This window comes from Variovorax sp. LjRoot130 (assembly GCF_964253755.1).
GTDB lineage: Bacteria > Pseudomonadota > Gammaproteobacteria > Burkholderiales > Burkholderiaceae_C > Variovorax.
This window is the reverse complement of record NZ_CAXURM020000001.1, coordinates 342102-364503: the sequence shown is the minus strand read 5'-3', so window position 1 is coordinate 364503 and position 22402 is coordinate 342102. Positions and strand designations below refer to the sequence as shown.

Annotated in this window: 25 protein-coding genes; 12 read left to right on the top strand and 13 right to left on the bottom strand. The window is 68.6% G+C overall.

From position 1 onward, the window contains the following. Nucleotides 1-29 precede the first annotated feature (29 nt). The 10 genes from hpxZ to ACSQ86_RS01830 all read right to left on the bottom strand — a co-directional run bounded on the left by hpxZ (nucleotide 30) and on the right by ACSQ86_RS01830 (nucleotide 8052). A complete protein-coding gene (gene hpxZ, locus ACSQ86_RS01875) occupies nucleotides 30-410 on the bottom strand; it encodes an oxalurate catabolism protein HpxZ (protein WP_436310247.1) in 381 nt (126 codons plus the stop codon). A gap of 11 nt (nucleotides 411-421) precedes the next feature. Then, on the bottom strand, nucleotides 422-1849 hold the full coding sequence (locus ACSQ86_RS01870; protein WP_436302489.1) for an AtzE family amidohydrolase: 1428 nt from the start codon (nucleotides 1847-1849) through the stop codon (nucleotides 422-424). Next, nucleotides 1846-2052 carry an AtzG-like protein gene (locus ACSQ86_RS01865; RefSeq protein ID WP_436292376.1) on the bottom strand — a complete coding sequence of 69 codons (207 nt, stop codon included), beginning with the start codon at nucleotides 2050-2052 and terminating at the stop codon, nucleotides 1846-1848. Before ACSQ86_RS01865 ends, ACSQ86_RS01870 begins: the two co-directional genes overlap by 4 nt. Then, nucleotides 2049-2882: an ABC transporter ATP-binding protein gene (locus ACSQ86_RS01860; protein WP_436302488.1), complete on the bottom strand. Its 834-nt coding sequence runs from the start codon at nucleotides 2880-2882 to the stop codon at nucleotides 2049-2051. Before ACSQ86_RS01860 ends, ACSQ86_RS01865 begins: the two co-directional genes overlap by 4 nt. Beyond that, the gene (locus ACSQ86_RS01855; protein WP_093104268.1) at nucleotides 2879-3709 is read right to left on the bottom strand and encodes an ABC transporter permease; all 831 of its coding nucleotides are present in this window, start codon (nucleotides 3707-3709) and stop codon (nucleotides 2879-2881) included. The genes ACSQ86_RS01860 and ACSQ86_RS01855 overlap by 4 nt, the downstream gene beginning before the upstream one ends. A 2-nt stretch (nucleotides 3710-3711) precedes the next feature. Then, nucleotides 3712-4713: an ABC transporter substrate-binding protein gene (locus tag ACSQ86_RS01850; protein ID WP_436302485.1), complete on the bottom strand. Its 1002-nt coding sequence runs from the start codon at nucleotides 4711-4713 to the stop codon at nucleotides 3712-3714. Continuing rightward, nucleotides 4710-6443 (bottom strand): allophanate hydrolase, encoded by a 1734-nt coding sequence (atzF, locus tag ACSQ86_RS01845; protein ID WP_436308401.1) that lies wholly within the window; start codon nucleotides 6441-6443, stop codon nucleotides 4710-4712. The genes ACSQ86_RS01850 and atzF overlap by 4 nt, the downstream gene beginning before the upstream one ends. Nucleotides 6444-6524: 81 nt before the next feature. Next, nucleotides 6525-6896, bottom strand: coding sequence for an Atu4866 domain-containing protein (locus ACSQ86_RS01840; protein ID WP_436308400.1), 372 nt, complete (start codon nucleotides 6894-6896; stop codon nucleotides 6525-6527). Nucleotides 6897-6910: 14 nt separating this feature from the next. Continuing rightward, a complete protein-coding gene (locus ACSQ86_RS01835; RefSeq protein WP_436308399.1) occupies nucleotides 6911-7501 on the bottom strand; it encodes an SDR family oxidoreductase in 591 nt (196 codons plus the stop codon). Between the two features lie 107 nt (nucleotides 7502-7608). Further along, nucleotides 7609-8052, bottom strand: coding sequence for a nuclear transport factor 2 family protein (locus ACSQ86_RS01830; RefSeq protein ID WP_436302481.1), 444 nt, complete (start codon nucleotides 8050-8052; stop codon nucleotides 7609-7611). 111 nt (nucleotides 8053-8163) lie between these two features. On the opposite strand from ACSQ86_RS01830, the gene ACSQ86_RS01825 reads away from it, so the two are divergent. Continuing rightward, a complete protein-coding gene (locus tag ACSQ86_RS01825; protein WP_436308398.1) occupies nucleotides 8164-9147 on the top strand; it encodes an NAD-dependent epimerase/dehydratase family protein in 984 nt (327 codons plus the stop codon). Between the two features lie 12 nt (nucleotides 9148-9159). Here the strand turns inward: ACSQ86_RS01825 and ACSQ86_RS01820 are convergent, their stop codons facing one another. After that, complete coding sequence (locus tag ACSQ86_RS01820) at nucleotides 9160-9993, bottom strand: M48 family metallopeptidase (protein WP_093104275.1); 834 nt, start codon at nucleotides 9991-9993, stop codon at nucleotides 9160-9162. A gap of 36 nt (nucleotides 9994-10029) precedes the next feature. On the opposite strand from ACSQ86_RS01820, the gene ACSQ86_RS01815 reads away from it, so the two are divergent. The 10 genes from ACSQ86_RS01815 to ACSQ86_RS01770 all read left to right on the top strand — a co-directional run bounded on the left by ACSQ86_RS01815 (nucleotide 10030) and on the right by ACSQ86_RS01770 (nucleotide 20153). Further along, nucleotides 10030-11361: an AmpG family muropeptide MFS transporter gene (locus ACSQ86_RS01815; protein WP_436308397.1), complete on the top strand. Its 1332-nt coding sequence runs from the start codon at nucleotides 10030-10032 to the stop codon at nucleotides 11359-11361. Between the two features lie 24 nt (nucleotides 11362-11385). After that, nucleotides 11386-11658, top strand: a complete 273-nt coding sequence (locus ACSQ86_RS01810; protein ID WP_436308396.1) for a FitA-like ribbon-helix-helix domain-containing protein — start codon at nucleotides 11386-11388, stop codon at nucleotides 11656-11658. Between the two features lie 38 nt (nucleotides 11659-11696). Beyond that, complete coding sequence (locus ACSQ86_RS01805; RefSeq protein WP_436308395.1) at nucleotides 11697-12098, top strand: type II toxin-antitoxin system VapC family toxin; 402 nt, start codon at nucleotides 11697-11699, stop codon at nucleotides 12096-12098. Nucleotides 12099-12180: 82 nt separating this feature from the next. Further along, entirely contained in the window at nucleotides 12181-13374 is a 1194-nt protein-coding gene (locus ACSQ86_RS01800) for a beta-ketoacyl-[acyl-carrier-protein] synthase family protein (protein ID WP_436310246.1), read from the top strand. After that, the gene (locus ACSQ86_RS01795) at nucleotides 13371-14174 is read left to right on the top strand and encodes a beta-ketoacyl synthase chain length factor (RefSeq protein WP_436308394.1); all 804 of its coding nucleotides are present in this window, start codon (nucleotides 13371-13373) and stop codon (nucleotides 14172-14174) included. Before ACSQ86_RS01800 ends, ACSQ86_RS01795 begins: the two co-directional genes overlap by 4 nt. A gap of 10 nt (nucleotides 14175-14184) precedes the next feature. Beyond that, nucleotides 14185-15813: an NAD(P)/FAD-dependent oxidoreductase gene (locus tag ACSQ86_RS01790; RefSeq protein ID WP_436308393.1), complete on the top strand. Its 1629-nt coding sequence runs from the start codon at nucleotides 14185-14187 to the stop codon at nucleotides 15811-15813. 81 nt (nucleotides 15814-15894) lie between these two features. Next, a complete protein-coding gene (locus tag ACSQ86_RS01785; protein WP_436308392.1) occupies nucleotides 15895-16608 on the top strand; it encodes a response regulator in 714 nt (237 codons plus the stop codon). A gap of 11 nt (nucleotides 16609-16619) precedes the next feature. Beyond that, nucleotides 16620-17804 carry an ATP-binding protein gene (locus tag ACSQ86_RS01780; RefSeq protein WP_436308391.1) on the top strand — a complete coding sequence of 395 codons (1185 nt, stop codon included), beginning with the start codon at nucleotides 16620-16622 and terminating at the stop codon, nucleotides 17802-17804. A gap of 65 nt (nucleotides 17805-17869) precedes the next feature. Then, a protein-coding gene (locus tag ACSQ86_RS01775; RefSeq protein ID WP_436308390.1) for an IS5 family transposase occupies nucleotides 17870-18734 on the top strand; the annotation gives its coding sequence in 2 pieces (ribosomal slippage) (nucleotides 17870-18288 and nucleotides 18287-18734; 867 coding nt in all). A 159-nt stretch (nucleotides 18735-18893) separates the two neighbouring features. Next, nucleotides 18894-20153 (top strand): O-antigen ligase family protein, encoded by a 1260-nt coding sequence (locus tag ACSQ86_RS01770; RefSeq protein ID WP_436308389.1) that lies wholly within the window; start codon nucleotides 18894-18896, stop codon nucleotides 20151-20153. Here the strand turns inward: ACSQ86_RS01770 and ACSQ86_RS01765 are convergent. Together ACSQ86_RS01765 and ACSQ86_RS01760 are read right to left on the bottom strand one after the other, a co-directional pair. Beyond that, nucleotides 20119-20325 carry a zinc-finger domain-containing protein gene (locus tag ACSQ86_RS01765; protein ID WP_093104289.1) on the bottom strand — a complete coding sequence of 69 codons (207 nt, stop codon included), beginning with the start codon at nucleotides 20323-20325 and terminating at the stop codon, nucleotides 20119-20121. The genes ACSQ86_RS01770 and ACSQ86_RS01765 overlap by 35 nt on opposite strands. Before the next feature lie 5 nt (nucleotides 20326-20330). After that, nucleotides 20331-21266, bottom strand: a complete 936-nt coding sequence (locus ACSQ86_RS01760) for a branched-chain amino acid transaminase (protein ID WP_093104290.1) — start codon at nucleotides 21264-21266, stop codon at nucleotides 20331-20333. A gap of 124 nt (nucleotides 21267-21390) precedes the next feature. On the opposite strand from ACSQ86_RS01760, the gene ACSQ86_RS01755 reads away from it, so the two are divergent. Continuing rightward, nucleotides 21391-22371, top strand: coding sequence for a recombination-associated protein RdgC (locus tag ACSQ86_RS01755; protein WP_436308388.1), 981 nt, complete (start codon nucleotides 21391-21393; stop codon nucleotides 22369-22371). Nucleotides 22372-22402 lie beyond the last annotated feature (31 nt).

Genomic DNA, 22402 nt, shown 5'->3' with positions numbered 1-22402 from the left:
GGAAGTGGGTGGGGACTGGGAGGGATTGATCAGGCAAGCAGGCTCACGTGCGCGGCCACCACGCGCCAGCCCTGGTCGGTGCGCATCCAGGTCTGGCTCTGGCGTCCCGTCTTCGCGCTGCCTTCGCGGCGGAACTCGATGTTGGCGGTGGCGAAGTCGCGGCCATAGGTGGTGATCGCGGTGCGCAGCACGTCGCGTGCCAAGCCCTGCGAGGGCCGCGCGGCGCGGAAGGCCTGGATTTCTTCGTAGCCGTAGAGGTTCTCGGTCGCGCCGTAGCGCAGCGTGTGCGGGCTGTTCCAGAACAGTTCGTCGAGCACCTCGACCTTGTTGTGGACCAGCGCGTCTTCGTAGCGCGCGAAGGCGGCCGTCACTTCGGCCAGCACGTCGGGGAGGTTGATCTCGGGCGTCATCGTGTCGTTCTTCACGAGAGGGTGGCGACGGGCGACTGCACCACGCCGGCCGATTCGAGCGCGGCGGCCACGCGCAGCACCAGGTCTTCGCGCCAGGGCGCGGCGATCACCTGAACGCCGATCGGCAGGCTCGCGTGCGCACCCCACACCGGCACGGCGCACACCGGCAGGCCGATGCACGAGATGGGCTGGGTCAGCACGCCCATGTTGGGCCGCACCTGCACGCGCTGGCCGTTGAGCTCGAACCATTCGGCGCCGATGGGCGTGGCGGCGCAGGGCGTGGCCGCGGCGAGCAGGATGTCGAAGCGCTCGAACACCCGCGCCGCCTGCTCGGCATAGAGGCGCCGCACGCGCTGCGCGCGCGCCACCCAGGCGGCCGGCAGCAGCGCGCCGGCCAGGAAACGGTCGCGCGAGAGCGGCTCGAAGTCCTGCGCGCGCGTGCGCAGATCGCTCAGGTGCAGCGCTGCGCCTTCCGAGTTGGTGATCAGGAAAGCGGCGGCGCGCCCGGCCTCGACCATCGGCAGCTCGACGGTGCGGCTCGCGCCCAGTGCCTGGGCCACGGCGTCGACCGCGGCGAGCGCCTCGGGCTGTGCGCGCTGCCGGAACCAGCCGCCGAGCACACCGACGCGCAGGCCCTGCACGCCGCGCGACAGCAGGTTGGCGACCGGCTCCACGGCGCGCTGGGCGCAGCCGGGGTCGCGCGGCGCCAGTCGTTCCGGTCCCTGCATGGCGTCGTAGGCCAGTGCCAGGTCGCGCACCGAACGTGCAAAGGGCCCGAGGTGGTCCAGGCTCGAGACGAAGGGATAGCTGCCGGTGCGCGGCAGCCGGCCGAATGTGGGCTTGAGCCCGAACACGCCGTTGAGCGAAGCGGGAACGCGGATCGAGCCGTTGGTGTCGGAGCCGAGCGCGAGCGCCACCTGGCCGGCCGCCACCGCGGCGCCGGAGCCGCCGGAGGAGCCGCCGGCGATGCGGTCGAGGTCATGCGGGTTGTGGGTCGCGCCGACATGGCTGTTCTCGGTCGTGAAGCCGTAGGCGTACTCGTCCATGTTGAGCGCGCCGACCAGCACCGCGCCGGCGCTTTCGAGGCGGCGCACCAGCGTCGCGTCGCTGCGAGCGGGCATGCGGTCGCGCTCGATCTTCGAGCCGGCCAGTGTCGGCAGGCCGGCGATGTCGAACAGGTTCTTGACCGCGAACGGCACGCCGAGCAGCGGCAGCTCGCGCGTGCGCACGCCGTGCGCGGAGGCCAGCGAGGCATCGACCTGGCCGGCGCGGCGCAGCGCGCGCTCGCGGACCACCTCGGTGAAGGCGTTGACGCGGCCGTCGGTCGCGGCGATGCGGTCCAGGCTGGCCTGCGCCAGCGCGACCGCGCTCACCGCGCCCGAGCGCACCGCCTGCGCCATCACGGCGGCATCCTGCAGCAGCAGGGCGGCGGGTGTCATGCGCCGGGCTCCGGGGGGACGACCGGCGAGAAGTGGACGGCCGGTTCTGCGTGCGGGTCCAGCGGCACGGCCTCCACCACCTCCGCGAATTCGGCCGCGAGCGCGAAGTAGCGCAGCACGCCGGCGCGATGGTCGGGCCGCAGCTTCAGATCGAGCGCGGCCGCCGCGGCATCGACGTAAGCCTCGATCTGCCTGGGCGTCATCGTCTCACCTCGCGTTGGAAGATCTCGAGGCTCAGCTTCTTGGTGCTGATGAAACTCGGCGCGCTCAGCGTCTCCAGCGTGCGCGGGCGCGCGTCCGCGTAGTCGAGGATCTCTGCCACTTTCGTCGGCCGCTTGGTCAGCAGCAGCACCTGGTCGGCCAGGTACACCGCCTCTTCCAGGTCGTGCGAGACCAGCAGCATCGTGGTGCCGGTCTGCATGAAGACTTCCTGCAGTTTCTCGCGGATGAAGAGCGTCATCTCGAAGTCGAGCGCGGAGAAGGGCTCGTCGAGGAACAGCACCTCGGGATTCGGCGCCAGCGCGCGCATGATCGAGGCCGTCTGCTGCTGGCCGCCCGAGAGCTCGTACGGATAGCGGTGCAGATCGAACTTGACGTCGAAGGAAGCGACCAGTTCCGCCATGCGCCGGTCGACCTCGGCCTTGGAGCGGCCTTCGAGCTTGAGCGGGTAGGCGATGTTGTCGATGGTGCGCATCCACGGGAACATCGCTTCGCGGTAGTTCTGGAACACGTAGCCAATCTTGGTGTCTTTCAGCGACTTGCCGTCGAACAGGATCTCGCCCGAATCGATCGGAATCAGCCCCGCGATCATGTTGATCAGGGTCGACTTGCCGCAGCCGTTGGGCCCGAAGACCGAGACGATCTTGTGTTTTGGAATGTCGAGGTCGAAGTTCTCGTACAGCGGCCAGCCTGCGAAGTACTTGGTGAGGCCGCGGATGGTGATGTGCGTGCCGGCGGGGCCGGGCGCGAAGACGGGCTTCGGCACATCGGCGTACACCGGGCCGTTGATGACGGTGTCGGTGGCAGCTCTCATCTTCCGCTCCAGTGCACGATGCGGCGCTCGGCCAAGAGGAAAAGGATGTTGAGCGCATAGCCCAGCGCGCCCGCCGCGAGGATCGCCGCGTACATGCTCTTGACGTTGAGCACCTGCTGCGCATCGATGATGCGGTGGCCCAGGCCGTTGTCGGAACCGATGAACATCTCGGCCACGATCACGATCACCAACGCCATCGAGACTGCCGAGCGCAGGCCGACGAAAGAAGGCTGCAGGCTCTCCCACACCAGCACGTCCTTGAAGATCTGCCAGCGCGAGGCGCCCATCACGCGCGCTGCCATCACGCGCTGCTTGCGCGCGTTGATCACGCCGTAGGCGCTGTTGAACACCACGATCAGCAGCGCGCCGAAGGCCGCGATGGCCACCTTGTTGACGTCGGACACGCCGAAAATCAGGAGGAACAGCGGGATCAGCGCCGACGACGGCGTGGAGCGGAAGAAGTCGATCAGGAACTCGACGCTGCGATAGGCCTTCTCGTTGCTGCCGAGCAAGACGCCCAGCGGCACGCCGATGGCCGCTGCGATCAGGAAGGCCTGCAGCGTGCGCCAGACCGTGACCGCGAAATCCATCAGCAGCGGGCCGCCCGCCAGGCCGGTGACCAGCGCCGCGATGGTGTCGGCCGGCGTCGGCAGCAGGATCGGCTTGATGAAGCCGAGCCGCACCACCAGGTCCCAGAGGATGAACAGCACGATGGGGCCGATGGCGGGCAACCACTTGCTCCATGACGACTTCTTCGGCGCGGCAGCGGCCGCGGCGCCGGCGGTCCATGGCGTGGCAGCCGCGGGGCTGGTGCTCGTGGTGGCCATGATCAGCCCTTGTAGAGCAAGCCGTCCACCGGCACCTTCTTCTCGAAGATGCCTTTCTCGGTGAACAGGTCGTAGAACTTCTGGAAGTAGGCGACGTCGCTGGGCTTGAACTCGTTGTAGAGCATGTACGAAGCCAGCGGCACCTCGGCCGTGAGCGCACCCTCGATCGCGGTGTAGCCCTTCATGTGTTGCCGCGCGTCCCCGGGCTTGGTGCGCACAAGCTCGACGCCGCGCGCGTAGGCGGCGATGAATTTCTTTGCTGCTTCGGGATTCTTCTTGATGAATTCGGTGGTCAGGCTGGCGGCGCCGCCATGCCACGGCGCCATCGGATCGCCGAGGATGTACTTGGCGACGACGCCGGCCTCGATCATGCGCGTGGTGCCGTTCATGCGGCCGACCGTGCCCGTGGGCTCCAGTGTGTAGCAGGCATCGACCTGGCCTGCGACCAGCGATGCGACGTGCTGGCCGATCGGCAGTTCGGAGACCATCGCGCCGGTGGCGCCGGCGCGCTCCAGCATCGTCTTGCACAAGGTCATGTTCTGGATGCCGGGACCGGAGGCGACCTTCTTGCCCTTGAGCTCGGCCATGGTCTTGATCGGGCTGTCCTTGGCGACGATGAACTCGTCGAGCACGAACTTGGCGTTGCTCGGGTTGGTGCAGAAGATCTTGAACAGGCCGGGCTGCGCGATCTCGCCGATGGCGAGGTTGGCCGAGCCGGTGCCGTTGGAGCTGCCGTCGGAGCGGCCCGAGAGCATCGCTTCCATCACCTGCTGCGCGCCGGCGAACTTGAGCGGCTCGACCTCGAGGCCGGCTTCCTTGAAGTAGCCGCGATCGATGGCCGCGAAGAAGGGCAGGCCCGCCGCCACCGGCCAATAGCCGATGCGGATCTTCGGCGCGGCCTGGGCCAGCACCAGCGAGGGTGCGGCGAGCGCGGCGATGCCCGCGGCGCCGGCTTGCAGCACACGTCGGCGCGACGCGGCGGGTATCGAGTTGACGATGCTCATGGAACACTCCTTGTCGTTGCCTTGCGGGACTCGATGTAGCGGCGCCAGCCGCCCAGATGCGTAATGTCTTCGGCGCCTTCGAGCGCCAGCCCTTCGCAGAGAAAGCCCTGCACGCTGCTGCCGTCGGCCAGCGCCAGGGTGCCGATGCCGAGCGGCGCCGGAATCAGCGACACGAAGGAGCCGTAGTGCGCGAGCGGCATCTGCCACACCTCGACCGCGATCGCCGCACCTTTCGTGCCCGGCACGCGCACCAGTCCGGGCTTGGGCGGCACCGTGCCGGGCAAGGCGTAGAGGCGGTAGTGCGGCGCGGTCGCCGTCTGCGCCACGAGCGTGGCGCCGCGCTCCGTCAGCTGGCCGTTCAGCGGCATGCCCGACAGGTGTGCGCCGACCACCGCGAGCCTGACCATGGGCTCGGCCGCGATCAGCGGCAGCGCCTCGGGCGCGGGCAGCGGCGCACCGGTCGCGCCCAGCGGCAGGCCGGTGGCGTGGTGGAAGCGCTGGCCCAGTTCGGCCAGCTGGAAGTCGCTGCCCGAGCGGCCGATCAGCGTGATGCCGAAGGGCAGGCCGTCCTCGCGCAGGCTGCTCGGCACCGAGATCGCCGCATAGTCGAGCAGGTTCACGAAGTTGGTGTATTCGCCCAGGTTGCGGTTGAGCGCCACCGGCGCGGCCTGCATCGCGTCGGTCGTGTAGTGCGCGGGCGCGGTGGGCACCAACAGCACGTCGATGTCGCGCCACATCGCGGCCGCGCGCTGGCCGAGTGCGTGCAGCTTCGCGCGCGCATCGACGAAGTCGGCCGCGCTGTAGCGCCGGCCCGCGGCCAGGATGCCGCGCACCGGCTCGATCACTTCGCTTTCATGCGCGTCGAAGAAGCCGCGGACGGCGGCATAGCGCTCGGCGACCAGCGCGCTGTCGTAGAGCAGCGCGGCGGCTTCGGCCAGCGGCGCGTAGTCGATCGCCACCGGCGTTCCGCCCAGGGCCTGCATCTGCGCGACGGCGCGTTCGAAGGCGACCGCCGACAGCGCATCGCCGAAGAAGCGCGGCGCCGAGGGCAGGCCGAAGCGCAAGCGCGCGGGCAAGGGTTCGGCGGCGAGCTTCAACTCGCGCGAATAGGGATCTTCGGCATCGAAGCCCATCGCCGCCTGCAGCACGCGCGCGGCCAGGCCCACGGTCCTTGCGAAGATCGACACGCAATCGACGCTCTGCGCCGCCGGCACCACACCGCGCGCGCTGATCAGGCCGCGCGAGGGCTTGATGCCGACGATGTTGTTGAGCCCGGCTGGCACCCGGCCCGAGCCCGCGGTGTCCGTGCCCAGGGCGAAGTCGACCTGGCCGGTGGCGACCACGTAGGCCGAGCCGGAGCTCGAGCCGCCCGACACGTAGCGCGCATCGAAGCTGTTGGGCACGGCGCCATAGGGCGAACGGGTGCCGTTCAGGCCGCAGGCGAACTGGTCGAGATTGGTCTTGCCGGCGAGGCTTGCACCGGCATCGAGCAGCCGCTGCACCACATGCGCGTGGGTGGCCGGCGTATAGGCGAAGGCCGGACAGGCCGCCGTGGTCGGCATGCCGGCGGCGTCGATGTTGTCCTTGGCGGCGAAGCGCAGGCCGGCGAGCGGGCCGGCGGGTGCGCCGGCCAGCGGCCGGTTGAGCCGCGCGATCCATGCCTGCGCGGCCCACTCGTTCACCGGCTCTGGCGCCTCGCCGCGAAGCGAGGCAATTTCATGCACCATCATCAAGCATCCTGTCTTGTGTACAAGACGAGATGCAAGTGGCGTGCCAGCGGAATGCGGCGCAAGGCCGCTGTCCCGGTTGGGCTAGCGCTTGTGCTCGCGGTACAGCACCATGCCCGCGTGGTAGAGCACGCCGTCACGGAACTCGCCGTCGGCGGTGAAGCCGGTGTCGTCCACGTAGTCGATGTGATCGCCGGCGAGCACATAGCGGCCCTGATAGGCGCTCTTGCGATTGCCGCGCGCCTCGTCGTAGCGTCCGCCGGGCAGGAGCTCGTGGCGGATGTAGTCGTCCTTGGTCACCCACATGCCGGCGTAGGCGTTCTGGTCGTTCGATCGGTTGTTGGTGGTCGTCATTGCCTTGGGTCCTTGAATCGAGTCGGGGGCGCGTTGCGCGTCGGCGGGCGGCGCCGTCATGACGCCCATGGCGAGGCCGAGCAAAAGCAGATGGCTGTGCATGGTCGGGCTCCTTTTCAGTGGGGGCTCGCCGTCGGGCGCGCGATGATTTCGCTGGCGTCCACGTCCTCCGGCTGCTCGATCGCAAAGGCGATGGCACGCGCGATGGCCGTGGGCGACTCGGTCACGCCCGGCGAGATCACGGTGACGCGGATGTCGCCGCCCGCCTCCTGGCGCAGCCGTTCGGAGATCGCGTGCACCGCGAACCTGGAGGCGCAATAGACGAACTGCCCGCAGCCCTGCGCGCGCATGCGCGGCAGGCCGGCGGCGATGCCGTGCAGCACGCCGCGCACGTTGACGTCGAGCATGCGGTCCCACTCGTCGACCTTGAGTCCGGCGTTGTTGACGATCACGTCGACGCGGCCGAAAGCCTCGGTCGCCTCGTCGATGAAACACTGCATGCTGGCGCGCCGCGTGACGTCGAGCGCCTGGTAGCGCGCCGAACCGCCGGCTTCGACGATCTCATTGACGAGCGCATTCAGCCGGCCGATGCGGCGGGCCCCGAGCAGCACGCGCGCGCCGCGCTGTGCCAGGAGCCTGGCGGTGGCTTCGCCGATGCCGCTGCTCGCGCCGGTGATGGCGACGACTTTTCCTTCGATTCCTGACATGTTGCGTTCCTTGGCTGCGGGGGAGTGGAACGAAGTCTAGGAACGAGGGAGCATGAGGCGGTAGCCGATTCGCCCGCGCTTCTTGCCTGATCCTGCAAGGCGCAGCTTCAGAGCACGGACAGCGGCTCGAACGCAACGCCCTGGCCGGCGGCCTGCCTGATCGGCTCCGGGTCGACGCCGGAGCGCAGCGCGCGCAGCAGCGCGGTGTCCATGTAGACGCGCTCCTCGGCGATCTTGCCGTCCCTCAGCCGAAACTTGTCGACACCGCGCCAGTCGAAGCGCTTGCCGCCGACTTGGCGCGTGCACTGCCATTCGATGATCACGATGTCGCCGCGCGAGCTCCAGTCCAGGAGCTGCCAGACGAGGTCGGGCGCGGCCTCCCGCTGCACGTCGTTCAGGCGCCCGAGCTCGTTGCCGGCAATGGGGCGATCGACCAGCGGCGTGCGCAGCACCCCGTCCGGATGCCAGAGCGCGAGAAAGGCCTCGCCATCCCTCGTGGCCCATGCGGCGGCGAATTGGGTGATGAAATCCTGGATCTCTGCGTCGGTCATGGATCGGCTCGCTTTCGTTGTAATGACGCAGCGATGATCGCGAAGCGCGGTGCACTTGCCCGGCCATATCCGGACATCATCATCCGAGCAAGCACTCATGAAAGGTCTACCGTGAAGATTCTCGTGACCGGCAGTTCCGGCCACCTCGGCGAGGCGCTCATGCGCAGCCTGCAGGCCACGACGCACGAGGCAGTCGGCATCGACGCGCTGGCGTCGCCGTACACACGCCATGTCGGTTCGATCGCGGACCGCGCCCTCGTGGCCCGCTGCATGCGGGGCGTCGATGCCGTGCTCCACACCGCGACACTGCACAAGCCCCACGTGGCCACGCACAGCCGCCAGGACTTCGTCGACACCAACATCACGGGCACGCTGAACCTGCTGGAAGAAGCGGTGGCCGCAGGCGTCGGCGCCTTCGTCTTCACCAGCACCACCAGCGCCTTCGGCCGTGCGCTGACGCCGCCGCCGGGCGCGCCGGCGGCCTGGGTCACCGAGGACGTGGCGCCGGTGCCGAAGAACATCTACGGCGCCACCAAGGTCGCGGCCGAGGACCTGTGCGAGCTGTTCCAGCGCCAGCAGGGGCTGCCCTGCATCGTGCTGCGGACCTCGCGCTTCTTTCCCGAGGAGGATGACCAGCGGCATGTTCGCGAGCGCTACGAGGACGCGAACGCGAAGGTCAACGAGTTCCTGCATCGCCGGGTCGACGTGGAGGACGTGGTCGAGGCGCACCTTCTCGCCATCGACCGCGCGGCCGGGATCGGCTTCGGCCGCTACATCATCAGCGCGAGCTCGCCCTTCACGCGCGAGGACTTGCCGACGCTGCGCACCGACCTGCCCGCGGTGGTGGCACGCCACGTGCCGCAATTCGAGGCCGAGTACGCGCGGCGCGGGTGGCGCATGTTCCCGGAGATCGACCGCGTCTACGTCAACGATCGCGCACGCGCCGAGCTCGGCTGGCAACCGCGCCACGACTTCCAGGCGGTCATCGAACGCCTGCGCACCGGTGGCGACCATCGCAGCGCGCTGGCGCAGGCGATCGGCTCCAAGGGCTACCACGCGACCGTCTTCGCGGACGGCCCCTATCCGGTGGAATAGCTCGAAGACAGCTCAGCCGCGCTTCGCCGCGCGGTAGAGCCCTTCGACCTTGGGCACGTTGGCCTCGAGCTTGGCGATGCGGTCTGGCCCGCTCGGGTGCGTCGAGAGAAAGTTCAGCCCGCCCTGGTTCTTCGAGGCCTGCGCCATCTTGTTCCACAGCGAGATCGAAGCCTTCGGGTCGTAGCCGGCGCGCGCGGCGAGTTCGAGCCCGACCAGGTCGGCATCGGTCTCGTCGCTGCGGCTGAACTTGAGCGTGAGCAGTTGCGTGCCGGCCCGCGCCGCAAGGTCGCCGGCCTGCCCGAGGCCCAGCAGCTGGGCCGTGATCGACAGCGCGGCGCCCGTGCCCGCGCTCTTGGCCAGGCGGGCGCGCGCATGCTCGCGCAGCGCATGCGCCATCTCGTGGCCCATCACGATCGCGACCTCGTCGTCGCTGAGCTTGAGCTGGTCGAGGATGCCAGTGAAGAAGGCGATCTTGCCGCCCGGCATGCAGAAGGCGTTGATCTGCTTGCTGCCGATCAGATTGAGCTCCCACTTCCAGCGCGCGGCGCGCTCGTTCCATTGCGCCGCGAACGGGATGATGCGTGCCGAGATGGCGTGCAGGCGCTGCAGCTGAGCATTGCCCTCGCCGGCCAGCGCGCCCTTGGCCCTGGCCTGCGCCATCAGCTCGCCGTATTGCTGCACGCCGGCCTGCTCGACGTTCTCGGCCGGCACCAGGTTGCGCGCCACCGAGGACTTGCCGACCTCGACCTGCGCGAGCGCCGGCGTCACCGCGGCCGCGCCCGCAGCCAGCAGAAATGCGCGGCGGGCTTGCCAGGTTCCGGAGCGAGAAGTGCAGCGCAAACACATGCGGGAATAATAAGAGAGCCCCAAAGACCCTCATTCATGTCCGCACCCCCGGCTGACGAAGCCTCTCCTGCCCTGCCTTGGCGCGACGCGCTCAAGGTTTATCTCGAACCGGCCACGCTGCGCATGCTCGCGCTGGGCTTCTCGGCGGGCCTGCCTCTGCTGCTGGTGCTGGGCACGCTGAGCTTCCGGCTGCGCGAGGCGGGCATCGACCGCACCACCATCGGCTACCTGAGCTGGGTCGGCCTGGCCTATGGCTTCAAGTGGGTGTGGGCGCCGCTGGTGGACCGGCTGCCGATCCCGCCGCTGACCACGCTGCTCGGGCGCCGCCGCGGCTGGCTGCTGCTGGCGCAGGCGACGGTGATCGCCGGCATCGTCGGCATGGCTTTCAACGACCCGCGCGCCGGGCTCGCGCCGCTCGTCTGGTGCGCGCTGCTGGTGGCTTTCGGCTCGGCCACGCAGGACATCGCGCTCGACGCCTTCCGCATCGAATCGGCCGCCACGCGCAAGCAGGCCGCGCTGGCGGCGGCCTACCAGACCGGCTACCGGCTCGCGATGATCTGGGCCGGCGCCGGCGTGCTGTGGATCGCGGCCTGGGCCGAGATCGCTGGCAGTGCGGGCTACCAGAATGCGGCCTGGAAAGCCGCCTACCTCGTGATGGCGGCTTCGATGGCGGTGGGCGTGATCACGGTGCTGCTGTCGCCCGAGCCGGTGCGCGTGGCGCTGCCGAAGGCGAAGAACGCGGCCGAGTGGCTGCAAAGCGTGCTGATCGAGCCCTTTGCCGACTTCATCCGCCGCTACAAGTGGCAGGCCGCGCTGATCCTCGCGCTGATCGCGGTCTACCGCATCAGCGACGTGGTGATGGGCATCATGGCCAACCCCTTCTACGTCGACATGGGTTTCACCAAGGACGAGGTGGCGACGGTCAGCAAGATCTACGGCGTGGTGATGACGCTGGCCGGCGCCTTCGTCGGCGGCGTGCTGTCGATGCGCTTCGGCGTGATGCGCGTGCTGATGCTGGGCGCGGTGCTGAGCGCCGCGAGCAACCTGCTGTTCGCCTGGCTAGGAACGCGCGGGCACGACCTCACCGGCCTGGTGCTGGTGGTCTCGGCCGACAACCTGGCCGGCGGCATTGCATCGGCCGCCTTCATTGCCTACCTGTCGAGCCTGACCAACATCAGCTACTCGGCCACGCAGTACGCGCTGTTCAGCTCGCTGATGCTGCTCTTGCCCAAGTTCATTGCCGGCTACTCGGGCGTCTTCGTCGACCACTACGGCTACGGCGCCTTCTTCATCGGCACCGCGGCGCTGGGTGCGCCGGTGCTGCTACTGGTGGCGCTGGCCTCTCGAGCCTTCAAATCGGCGCCATAATGACTCCATTTCGGAGGCATTCGCATGGCCAATCTGTCGATCAAAGGCGTTCCTGACGATATCGCCGAGCGCCTGCGGCTACGCGCCGCACGCAACCACCGCTCGCTGCAGGGCGAGCTGATGGCCATCATCGAACAGGCCGCCGGGGAGCCGAAGCCCGTGCCCTCCCACGCCTTTCAGCGCGCGAGCAAGTCCATCGAACAGATCGCGGCCGAGCACCGCGCCCGCTTCCCGCAGCCCATCGCCCACGGCCCCGACGCGGTCGACATCATTCGCACCGAACGGGACGTCCGGTGAGGGCGCCGGCCCCCGCTCCCCGCGCCGCCGAACCGCCGGTGCCCTACCTGATCCGGCCGCCGATGGTGGTCGACTGCAGCGCGCTCAGCGCCGTGCTGTTCGACGAGCCGATGCGCGATGCCGCGCTGGCGCGCCTGGTCGGCCACAGCCTGCGCGCGCCGAACCTGCTCGATCACGAGATTGCGAGCGTCGCGCTCAAGAAGCTGCGGCAGGACTGGCCTGCGGACTCCGTCGCGCTCGCGCTGGCCGACTACCACGCCTACGACATCCAGTTGCACCCGGTCGACATCGCCGCGCAATACGAGCTGGCGCAGCGCTACCAGACCTCGGTCTATGACGCCGCCTACCTGTGGCTCGCGGCCGAGCTCCGGGCGCCGCTCGCCACCTTCGACCCGAAGCTCGCCGCCGCCGCCCAGGCGCACCTCAACGGCGCGCCTTGAGCCGGGGGATTGACCGACATCGCGATCCGGCAACCAACTGGTAGTCTTGCGCCACGTCCATCCCACCCCTTTCCCCAGCACCGTGCCCTCCTGCATTCCTCCTCTTCAGATCAGCGCCTACACCGCGACCTCGGCCGTCGGCATCGGCAAGGAAGCCCTCGTAGCCGCCCTCGAACAATCGAAGAGCGGCCTGCGCGCCAACGATTTCGGCGCCACGCCGCTTCCGACCTGGATCGGCCGCGTCGACGGGCTCGAATCGCTCCGGCTGCCCGAAGACCTGGCCGGCTGGGATTGCCGCAACAACCGCCTGGCCTGGCTCGGCTTGCAGGCCGACGGCTTTATCGAAGCGGTGGCGGCGGCGCGCGAGCGCTACGGCGCGGCGCGCATCGCGCTGGTGCTCGGCACCTCCACCTCGAGCATCGGCGAGACCGAACTGGCCTACACGCAGCTCGACGCCGACGGCGGCTTCCCGGCCGATCAACGGCGGCCCCTGGTCCACACGCCCCATTCGCTCGCGATGTTCGTGCAGCAGGCGCTCGGGCTCGAAGGCCCGGCCGAGACCATTTCGACCGCCTGTTCGTCGAGCGCCAAGGTCTTCGCTTCGGCCGAGCGGCTGATCCGCCTGGGCCTGGTCGACGCGGCCGTGGTCGGCGGCGTGGACACGCTGTGCGGCAGCGTGCTGTTCGGCTTCAATTCGCTCGAGCTGGTCTCGCCCGAGCCCTGCCGGCCCTTCGACGCCACTCGCAACGGCATCAGCCTGGGCGAGGCCGCGGGCTTCGCGCTGCTCGAGCGCGGCGCCGGCAGGCTCGAACTGCTGGGCTACGGCGAGGCGAGCGACGCCCACCACATGTCCACACCCCATCCCGAAGGCATGGGCGCGGAGCGCGCACTCGACGATGCGCTGGCGCGCGCCGGCCTCGCGCCCGACGCCATCGACTACATCAACATGCACGGCACGGCCAGCATGAAGAACGACGAGGTCGAGGGCGCGCTGGTGGCGCGCCGCTTTCCAGCAGGCACGCATGCGAGCTCGACCAAGGGCTTCACCGGCCACACGCTGGGCGCGGCCGGCATCGTCGAGGCGGTGATCAGCCTGCTGGCCATCGAACGCGGGCTGAAGCCGGGCACCGTCAACACCACCACGCTGGATGCCGAATGCGGCCCGCAGATCAGGCTGCGGCCCGCGCACGGCGAGGTGCGTTACGCGCTCTCCAATTCCTTCGGCTTCGGCGGCAACAACTGCTCGCTGGTGTTCGGCAAGGGGGCGCGCGCATGAAGACGCCGACCCTCTATATCGAAGGCCCGGCCTTCTGGGCGCCGACCCTGCCGGGCTGGGAGACCGCACGCGCCGTGTTCCGCGGCGAGGCGCAGCCGGCCGATCCGCCGGCCAAGCGGCCTTCGCCGCAGTTGCTGGCGCCGGCCGAGCGGCGGCGCGCGCCCGACACGGTGGCGCTCGCGCTCGAGGTTGCGGCGGCCGCGATCGCCGCCTCGGGCCGCGACGCCGCGCAGCTGCCCTGCGTGTTCGCCTCGGCGCACGGCGACCTCGGCATCAACGACTACATGTCCAGCACGCTCGCCAGCGACCCCAAGCTGCTGTCGCCGATCAAGTTCCACAACTCGGTGCACAACGCGGCGGTGGGCTACTGGACCATCGGCACCGGCTGCATGGCGGCGAGCAATTCGGTGTCGGCCTACGAAAGCAGCTTTGCGACCGCCCTGCTCGAGGCCGCGGCGCAGTGCGCGGCCGACCAGGAGGCGGTGCTTCTGGCCGGCTTCGACGTGCCCGCCGTGGGCGCGCTCGCCTCGGTGGTCACCAGCCGCGAGCTGCTGGCCGTGGCGCTGGTGCTCGCACCTGCGCGCACCGAACGCACGGTGGCCTCCTTCGAATGGTCGCTCGCGAGCGGCGCGCCGGCCGCGCCACGCCCGCCTTCCGACGCGGCGCGCGCGTTGAAGGCCAATGCGATGGCCGACGCGCTGCCCTTGTTCGAAACCCTGGCGCGCGGCAAGCCGGAGGCGCTCGCCCTGCCGCTGTCGGCCACGCTGTCGCTGCAACTGCGGCTCGAACCGCAGGGCTGAGGAAGCCGCCATGAACCCCATCCTTCGCCGGCACGATGTCGTGATCATGGGCGGGGGACTGGCGGGGCTCACGCTCGCGCTGCAGCTCAAGCGGCGCTTCGCCGACATCGACATCGTGGTGCTGGAGCGCCGCGCGCATCCGGTGCCGCATGCGGCGCACAAGGTGGGCGAATCCTCGGTCGAGATCGGCGCGCACTACTTCGACACGGTGCTGGGCCTCAAACCGCACATGCACGGCGCCCAGCTGCGCAAGTTCGGCTTCCGCTTCTTCTTCAGCGAGGGCCGGCGCGACATCGACCAGGTGACCGAGATCGGCGCCAGCCGCTACCTCGCGGTGCCGAGCTACCAGATCGACCGCGGCATCTTCGAGAACTACCTGGCCGAGGAAGCCACGCGCCGCGGCGTGCGCTTCGTCGACAGCGCACTGGTGCGCCGGATCGAGCTGGCCGACGACCCGCGCGAGCCGCACCGGCTCAACTGGACGCAGGACGGCGAAACCCACCTCGTCCACGCGCGCTGGCTCATCGACGCCTGCGGGCGCGCCGGCATGCTCAAGCGCAAGCTCGGGCTGGCCGAGCCCAATGCGCACGACTGCAATGCCGTGTGGTTCCGCATCGGCGAGCGCATCACCATCGACGACTGGTCCGACAACGCCGAGTGGCGAGCGCGCTGCGAGCCGCAGGCGCGGTGGCTCTCGACCAACCACCTGGTCGGCGCCGGCTACTGGGTCTGGCTGATTCCGCTGGCCTCGGGTTCGCACTCGGTCGGCATCGTGGCCGACCCGCGGCTGCATCCGATGGAAACCATCGACAGCTTCGACAAGGCGATGGAGTGGTTCCGGACCTGGCAGCCGCGCCTTTTCGACGAACTCGACGGCAAGCGCCATCTGCTGCAGGATTTCGCCTTCTTCCGCGACTTCTCGTACGGCTGCAAGCAGGTGTTCTCGGGCCGGCGCTGGGCGCTGACCGGCGAAGCGGGGCTCTTCCTCGACCCCTTCTATTCGCCGGGCAGCGATTTCATCGCGATGAGCAACACCTACATCACCGACCTGATCGCGCACGACCGCGCCGGGCGCTCGGTGGATGCGCGCGCCCAGCTCTACGACCAGATCTACCACTCCTTCTACGAAAGCACGCTCGCGCTCTACACCGACCAGTACCCGCTCTTCGGCGACCCGGAGGTGCTGCCGGTGAAGGTGATCTGGGACTACACCTACTACTGGGGCGTGCTTTCGCAGATCTTCTTCCAGCAGCGGCTGACCGACCTCGCGCTGCTGGGCAGCCTGCGCGACGAGCTCCAGCATTGCCAGCGGCTCAACTTCGCGGTGCAGGACTTCCTGCGCGCATGGTCGGCCGTGAGCGCGAAGCGCAATTCGGCCGTGATGCTGGACCAGGCCGCGCTGCCGTGGTTTGCCGAACTCAACCGCAGCCTCAACGACCGGCTCGACGACGAAGCGTTTCGGACACGCATGCGGGCCTCGGTCGAACAGCTGCGTGCGCTGGCCGGCGAGATCCTGCTGCGCGCCACCCGGGAGCACCCGGGCCTCGACGGCCTCGCCCTGCGCGCCGTGCTATCCGAGAAAATGACGGCCGCCTCGCCTGGCCCGGCCCCCGCCTCCATGCTCTTCGCGCCGAACTGACCGATACCAGTCGCTTCGAGGTTTACGCCAACTTTACGGAGCGTTCAAGCCTGCTTGGCACCACAGGGAGAACCTACAACCATGAGCACCCCCCAACTCCTGATGATCGAAGACGACGCCCGCCTGGCGCAGATGGTGGGCGAATACCTCACCCAGTCGGGCTTCGGCTTCAGCCACGCCGCGGATGGCGCCAGCGGGCTCGAGCTGCTGCAGCAGCGCTCGCCCGATCTCGTGATCCTCGACCTGATGCTGCCGGACACCGACGGCCTCGAGGTCTGCCGCCGGATCCGGGCCCTGCCCAACGGGCTGGCCAAGGTGTCGGTGCTGATGCTGACCGCCAAGGGCGACCCGATGGACCGCATCATCGGCCTGGAGATCGGCGCCGACGACTACCTGCCCAAGCCCTTCGAGCCGCGCGAGCTGCTGGCGCGCATCCGCGCCGTGCTGCGCCGCCGCAGCGAAAGCACGAGCGCGGCGGCGGCCGCCACCGTGATGCGCTTCGGCACGCTGGAGATCGACCGCAACGCGCGCACGGTCACGGTCGGCGGGGCGGCTGCGGACCTCACCTCCTACCAGTTCGACCTGCTGGTCGCGATGGCCGAGCGCGCCGGCCGCGTGCTCACGCGCGACCAGATCATGGAAGCCGTGCGCGGCCGCGAGCTCGAGGCCTTCGACCGCTCGATCGACGTGCACATGGGCCGCATCCGTGCGGCGATCGAAGTCGACGCCAAGAACCCGAAGCGCATCCTGACCGTGCGCGGCGTAGGCTACGTGTTCGCGAAGCAGCAGGACTAGGACAGCCCCTGATGTTGCGCAATCTCTACCGGCGCCACCTCTACGTCCGCATCTGGCTGGCGGTGGTGGCCGGCGTCGTCATCCTCACCCTCACCGCCAACTGGATCGTGCGCGAGGCGGCCGAGAACGAGCGCGAGCGGCTGTCGGCCGTGCCGCGCGAGGTTGTGGTGCTCAACAACCAGGACCGCGCCATCGGCACCGGCAGCGCCGTGCGCGTGCCCGGCCAGGGGCTCGAATTCGACGTCACGCTCGAGGACGGCCGCGCGCTCTCGCTGCGCGTGGCGCCGCGCCCGCGCCCGAGCGGCACCAGCGGGCTGACGGCCTGGCGCACGCCTTTCGGGCTGGGCTGGATGGTCGCTCTGGTCGGCATCGCCGTGGCGCTGGGCGTCTACCCGATCGTGCGCCGGCTCACCAAGCGCCTCGAGGCGCTGCAACGCGGCGTGCAGCGCTGGGGCGAAGGAGACTTGTCGGTGCGCGTCGCCGAAGAAGGGCAGGACGAAGTGGCCGATCTTTCCAATCGATTCAACGGGGCGGCGGCCCGCATCGAGCAACTGGTGCGCTCGCACAAGTCGCTGTTGGCCAATGCCTCGCACGAGCTGCGCTCGCCGCTCACGCGCATCCGCATGGGACTGGAACTGATGGGCGAGCGGCCGAGCGAGGCCGCGCGCGAGGAAATTGCGCGCAACATCGCCGAGCTCGACCAGCTGATCGACGAGATCCTGCTCGCGAGCCGGCTCGACGCCAAGGAAGCCGACATGGGCACGGTCGAAACGGTCGACCTCACCGGCCTGGCTGCCGAAGAGTGCGCGCGCGTCGATGCCGAACTCGACGTGGCCGAAGACGCCAGCAGCGACGCGCTGACGGTGCGCGGCGTGCCGCGCCTGCTGCGGCGCGCGATCCGCAACCTGCTCGAGAACGCGCGGCGCTACGGGGCCGGCGAGATCAGCGTGCAGCTCGACAGCACCAGCAGTGCCGCCGAGATCCGCGTCAACGATCGCGGCCCCGGCGTGCCGGCCGCGCTGCGTGATCGCATCTTCGAACCCTTCTACCGGCTGCCGGGCGCCAGCGAGCGCAACGGCGGCGTGGGCCTCGGCCTGGCGCTGGTCAAATCGATCACCGAGCGCCATGGCGGCAGCGTGCGCTGCGAAGACCGCCCCGGCGGCGGCGCCAGCTTCGTCATCGCACTCCCGAACTAAGAACTTATCCGTAAATAGTAAACTACGCCTCCGAGCCGCATTGAGCGCGGTGTCGGAGCGAGACGATGACGGCAAAGCGAGTCGAGTCCTGGGTGGTGACGGATGAGTTCTGGCAGCGGGTCGAACCGCTGATTCCGGCGCGCGCCGCATTGCCGAAGAAGGCGTACGTTCGAAGTCCTGGCGCAGGACGACCGCCGAAGCCTGCGCGGCAGGTGTTCGAGGCCATCGTGTACGTGCTGCGCACGGGGTGCCAGTGGAAAGCATTGCCCAAGGAACGCTTCGGCAGCGCCAGCGCCATCCACAAGCGCTTTCTCGAGTGGGAGAGGGCAGGCTTCTTCGAGGCACTGTGGAAGGCAGGGCTGGCGGAGTATGACCAGATGCAAGGCATCGCCTGGCGATGGCAGAGCGTTGACGGGGCGATGTTCAAGGCTCCCTTGGCGCAAGAAACTGTCGGACCGAACCCGACGGACCGGGGGAAAAAAGGGGAGCAAACGTCACCTGCTGGTGGACGGCCGTGGCGTCCCGTTGTCGTTCATCGTGACCGGGGCCAACGTGAATGACGGCAAGCGAATCGATGAGGTCCTCAGCGCCATCGTGGTCGAGCGCGAGCGCACGCCAATTCGACGCAGCAAACACCTGTGCGCAGATGCCGGCTACCGAAGCGCGGAGGCCCTTCGCATCATTGAGTCGCACGGCTATATCCCCCATGTCGTGGACCGTAGGCAAGAGACTGAGGCCAAACGGCGCCAGCCGTGGAAGAAGGCTCGCCGTTGGGTGGTCGAGGTATGCCACAGTTGGTTCAACCGCTTCCGCAAGCTGTTGGTGCGCTACGAGAAGCTCGAACGCAGCTTCCTCGCACTGAATCATCTTGCCGCCGCAATCATTGCCTACCGAAAGGTGCCGCTGGCGGTGAATATTATTTACGGATAACTTCTAAGGCCTCCCGGCTTTTCACTGCGCTTCGCTTCGTGTAACTCAACCCCCCGAGGGGGAGGCGCGCCCCCGCCTTGGGGCGGCCCGGCGGCGGCCGCCGAAGCTGACCGTCCAGGTCAGGAAACGGTGCGGCGGCGGCACCTAAAATCCGCCCCCATGCAGAGATCGCAAATCGTCCGCCCCGCAGCCATGTTCTGGGGGCTGACGGTGTTCATGCCGGTCGGCGTCCCCTACCTCGCTTTCTTCCTGCTGCTCGTCGCGCTGCTGGCGGCCGGCGACTGGCGCGAACGCGCCGTCCGCCTGCGCGGCAACCCGATGTGGTGGCCGGTCATCGTCTACGTGGTGTGGACGCTGGTGGTGCTGGCGCTCGGGCCCTACTACCCGCAAACGCCGTCGAACCTGGTGCACGGGCTGCGCATCGCGGCCACGCTGCTGATGGCGCTCGCCCTCACGCGCGAGGAAGCCCTGTGGGCGCTGCGGGGCTTCTTGCTGATGGCGCTGGTGAACATCGCGATCATCGCGGCGCACCACGCGTTCGGCTTCCAGATCGTGGAAGCCTGGCGCGGCGTGGTGATGCCGGTTGGCAACAAGTCCATCAGCAACGCCCTGCTGTTCACCGTCGTGGGTGCGACGGCGGCCGTGTTCGGGCTCGCCGCACTGTCGGAACGCCATCGCTGGCAGGCCGTACCCGCATTCGCGATCACGCTGGCCGTGGTGATGATCATCTTTTTCAAGCTGGATTCCCGCACCTCGCTGCTGGCGATGCTGCTGGTCATTCCGGCCGCTTGCCTGCACCAGTGGCGGCGAAGGCTCGGCGTGCTCATGCTCGCGATGATCCTGGGCGGGGCCCTCGTGGCCGCAGGCCTGTGGAGTTCACCGGCGGTACAGCGCAAGTTCGAGCTCGGCGTGCACGAGATCGAAGCGGCGCAAGGCGGCGCGGTGTCCGAAGGCAGCTGGGTGGTGCGCTACTACATGTACCGCGACACGGGGCGCATGATCATCGACCGCCCGTTCGCGGGCTGGGGCATCGGCGGCTGGACCGAGCAGTGGCACCTGCGCGGCCCCAAGCTCCTAGCCGACTACAACATGCCGCACAACGACTTCCTGTGGATGGGTTCGCAGACCGGCATTCCGGGCGCACTGAGCCTGCTCCTCATCATCCTGACCGGCATCTGGCTGGCCTGGCGGCGCGACGACCTGATCGGGCGCTATGCCTTCGTCGCGCAGCTGATCCTCCTGATCGCCACCAACGCCAATTCGGCGCTGCGCGATGCGCAGATCGGACTCAGCCTGCTGTGGGTGGCGACGATCTACCTGCGGCTCGCGCAGGAGCCGGGGGATTCATGGCGCGGATTGATACCGCGCCAGAGCCCACCCGTCCTCAGTGGCGATGCGCCACAGCCTCGCCCGCTTTGAGCCGGTAGACCGTGCCGCAATAAGGGCACTTGGCCTCGCCGCTGCGCGCCACGTCGAGATACACCTTGGGGTGCGCGCTCCACAGCTTCATGTCGGCCTTGGGGTTCGGGCAGAACACGCCGCCCTGGTGGTTCAGGTCCGTGGCCAGCAGTTCGATCACAGCATTGGACATTGTCGTCAGACCTTCGTGAGCCAGTGGGCGTATTTGGGATTGCGGCCGTTCACGATGTCGAAGAAGGCGCTCTGGATCTTCTCGGTGACGGGACCGCGCGAGCCGATGCCGATCTCGATGCGGTCGAGCTCGCGGATCGGCGTCACCTCGGCCGCGGTACCGGTGAAGAAGGCTTCCTCGGCGATGTAGACCTCATCGCGCGTGATGCGCTTCTGCACCACCTCGATGCCGAGATCCTTGCAGATGTGCAGGATGGTGTTGCGCGTGATGCCGTTGAGCGCGCCGGCCGACAGGTCGGGCGTGTAGACCACGCCGCCCTTGACCACGAAGATGTTCTCGCCCGCGCCCTCGGAGACGAAGCCGCTCGCGTCGAGCAGCAGGGCCTCGTCGTAGCCGTCGTCCAGCGCCTCCATGTTGGCGAGGATCGAGTTGCTGTAGTTGCTGACCGCCTTGGCCTGCGTCATCGTGATGTTGACGTGGTGGCGCGTGTAGCTCGAGGTCTTGACGCGGATGCCGCGCTTCATGCCTTCGTCGCCGAGGTAGGCGCCCCAGGCCCAGGCCGCGACCATGGCGTGGATGCGGTTGCCCTTGGGGCTGACGCCGAGCTTCTCGGAGCCGATCCACACCAGCGGGCGCAGGTAGCAGCTCTCGAGCTTGTTCTCGCGCACCACCTGCTTTTGCGCCTCGTTCAGCTGCTCGGGCGAAAACGGGATCTTCATGCGCAGGATCTTGGCGCTGTTGAACAGGCGCTCGGTGTGCTCGGCCAGGCGAAAGATCGCGGTGCCGTTGACCGTCTTGTAGGCCCGCACCCCCTCGAAAGCGCCGCAGCCGTAGTGCAGCGTGTGGCTCAGCACGTGGATCTTGGCGTCGCGCCAGTCCACGAGATCACCGTCCATCCAGATCTTGCCGTCACGATCGTCCAGTGCGGGGAGCGCGCTCATGTTCTTTGTCCTTTGGGGAAGGGGGTATGTCGCAAAAGCTTGCGATTTTACGGCGACGACCGACTTCGTCCCGCCGACAATGCACGGCTTTGCCAATCAGTCAGCCAGAAAAGGGTTCGTTTCAGTGTCCGTCTTCAAGAACGTCATCGTCTACCGCATCGAAGCATCGTGGTCGCAGTCGCACGGCCAGGTCGAGCAGGCCCTCGACCCGCTGCGTTTCGTCCCCTGCAGCCCCTCGCAGGAAAAATCCGCCGGCTGGGTTGAGCCCCGCGGCGAAGAGCACGGCCCGCTGGTCGAATCCATCGGCGGCCAGTGGCTGCTCGAATACATGATCGAAAGCAAGGCGCTGCCGGCCGCGGTGGTGCGCCGCAAAGTCGAGGAGCGCGCCGCGCAGATCGAGGCCACCACCGGCCGCAAGCCGGGCAAGAAGGAAAAGAAGGAGCTCAAGGAAGACGTCACGCACGAGCTGCTGCCGCTGGCCTTCACGCGCCACGCGCGCATCGCGGCGTGGATCGACCCGGCGGCCCGCCGGCTGGTGGTCAATGCGAGCAATGTCGCGCGCGCCGACGAGGTGGTGACCAGCCTGGTAAAGGCGCTGGAAGGCTTTGCCGTTGCGCAGATCAACACGCAGGTGGAGCCGGCTGCCGCCATGTCGGACTGGCTCTCGACCCAGGAGCCGCCGGCCGGCTTCACCATCGACCGCGAGTGCGAGCTCAAGGCCAGCGACGAGTCGAAGGCCGTGGTGCGCTATGCCAAGCACCCGCTGGACATCGAGGAGGTGCGCCAGCATATCGCCGACGGCAAGCGCCCGACCCGGCTCGCGATGACCTGGGACGACCGCGTGTCCTTCGAGCTGACCGAAGGGCTGCAGCTGCGCAAGATCGTGTTCCTCGAAGGCACGCTCGACGATGCGCCGGCCTCGGGCAAGGAAGACAACTTCGATGCCGACGCCGCGATCGCGACCGGCGAGCTCGGCCAGCTGGTGCCGGAGCTGATCGAGGCGCTGGGCGGGGAGATGAAGCTGGGCGGGGCGGCGGCCGATGCGGCGCCTGCGCCGGCAGAGTCCAAGGCCGAAGAGCTCGCCGACGAATCGGCGCCGTTCTAGATTCCCCGAACCGTTCGGACTGAGCTTGTCG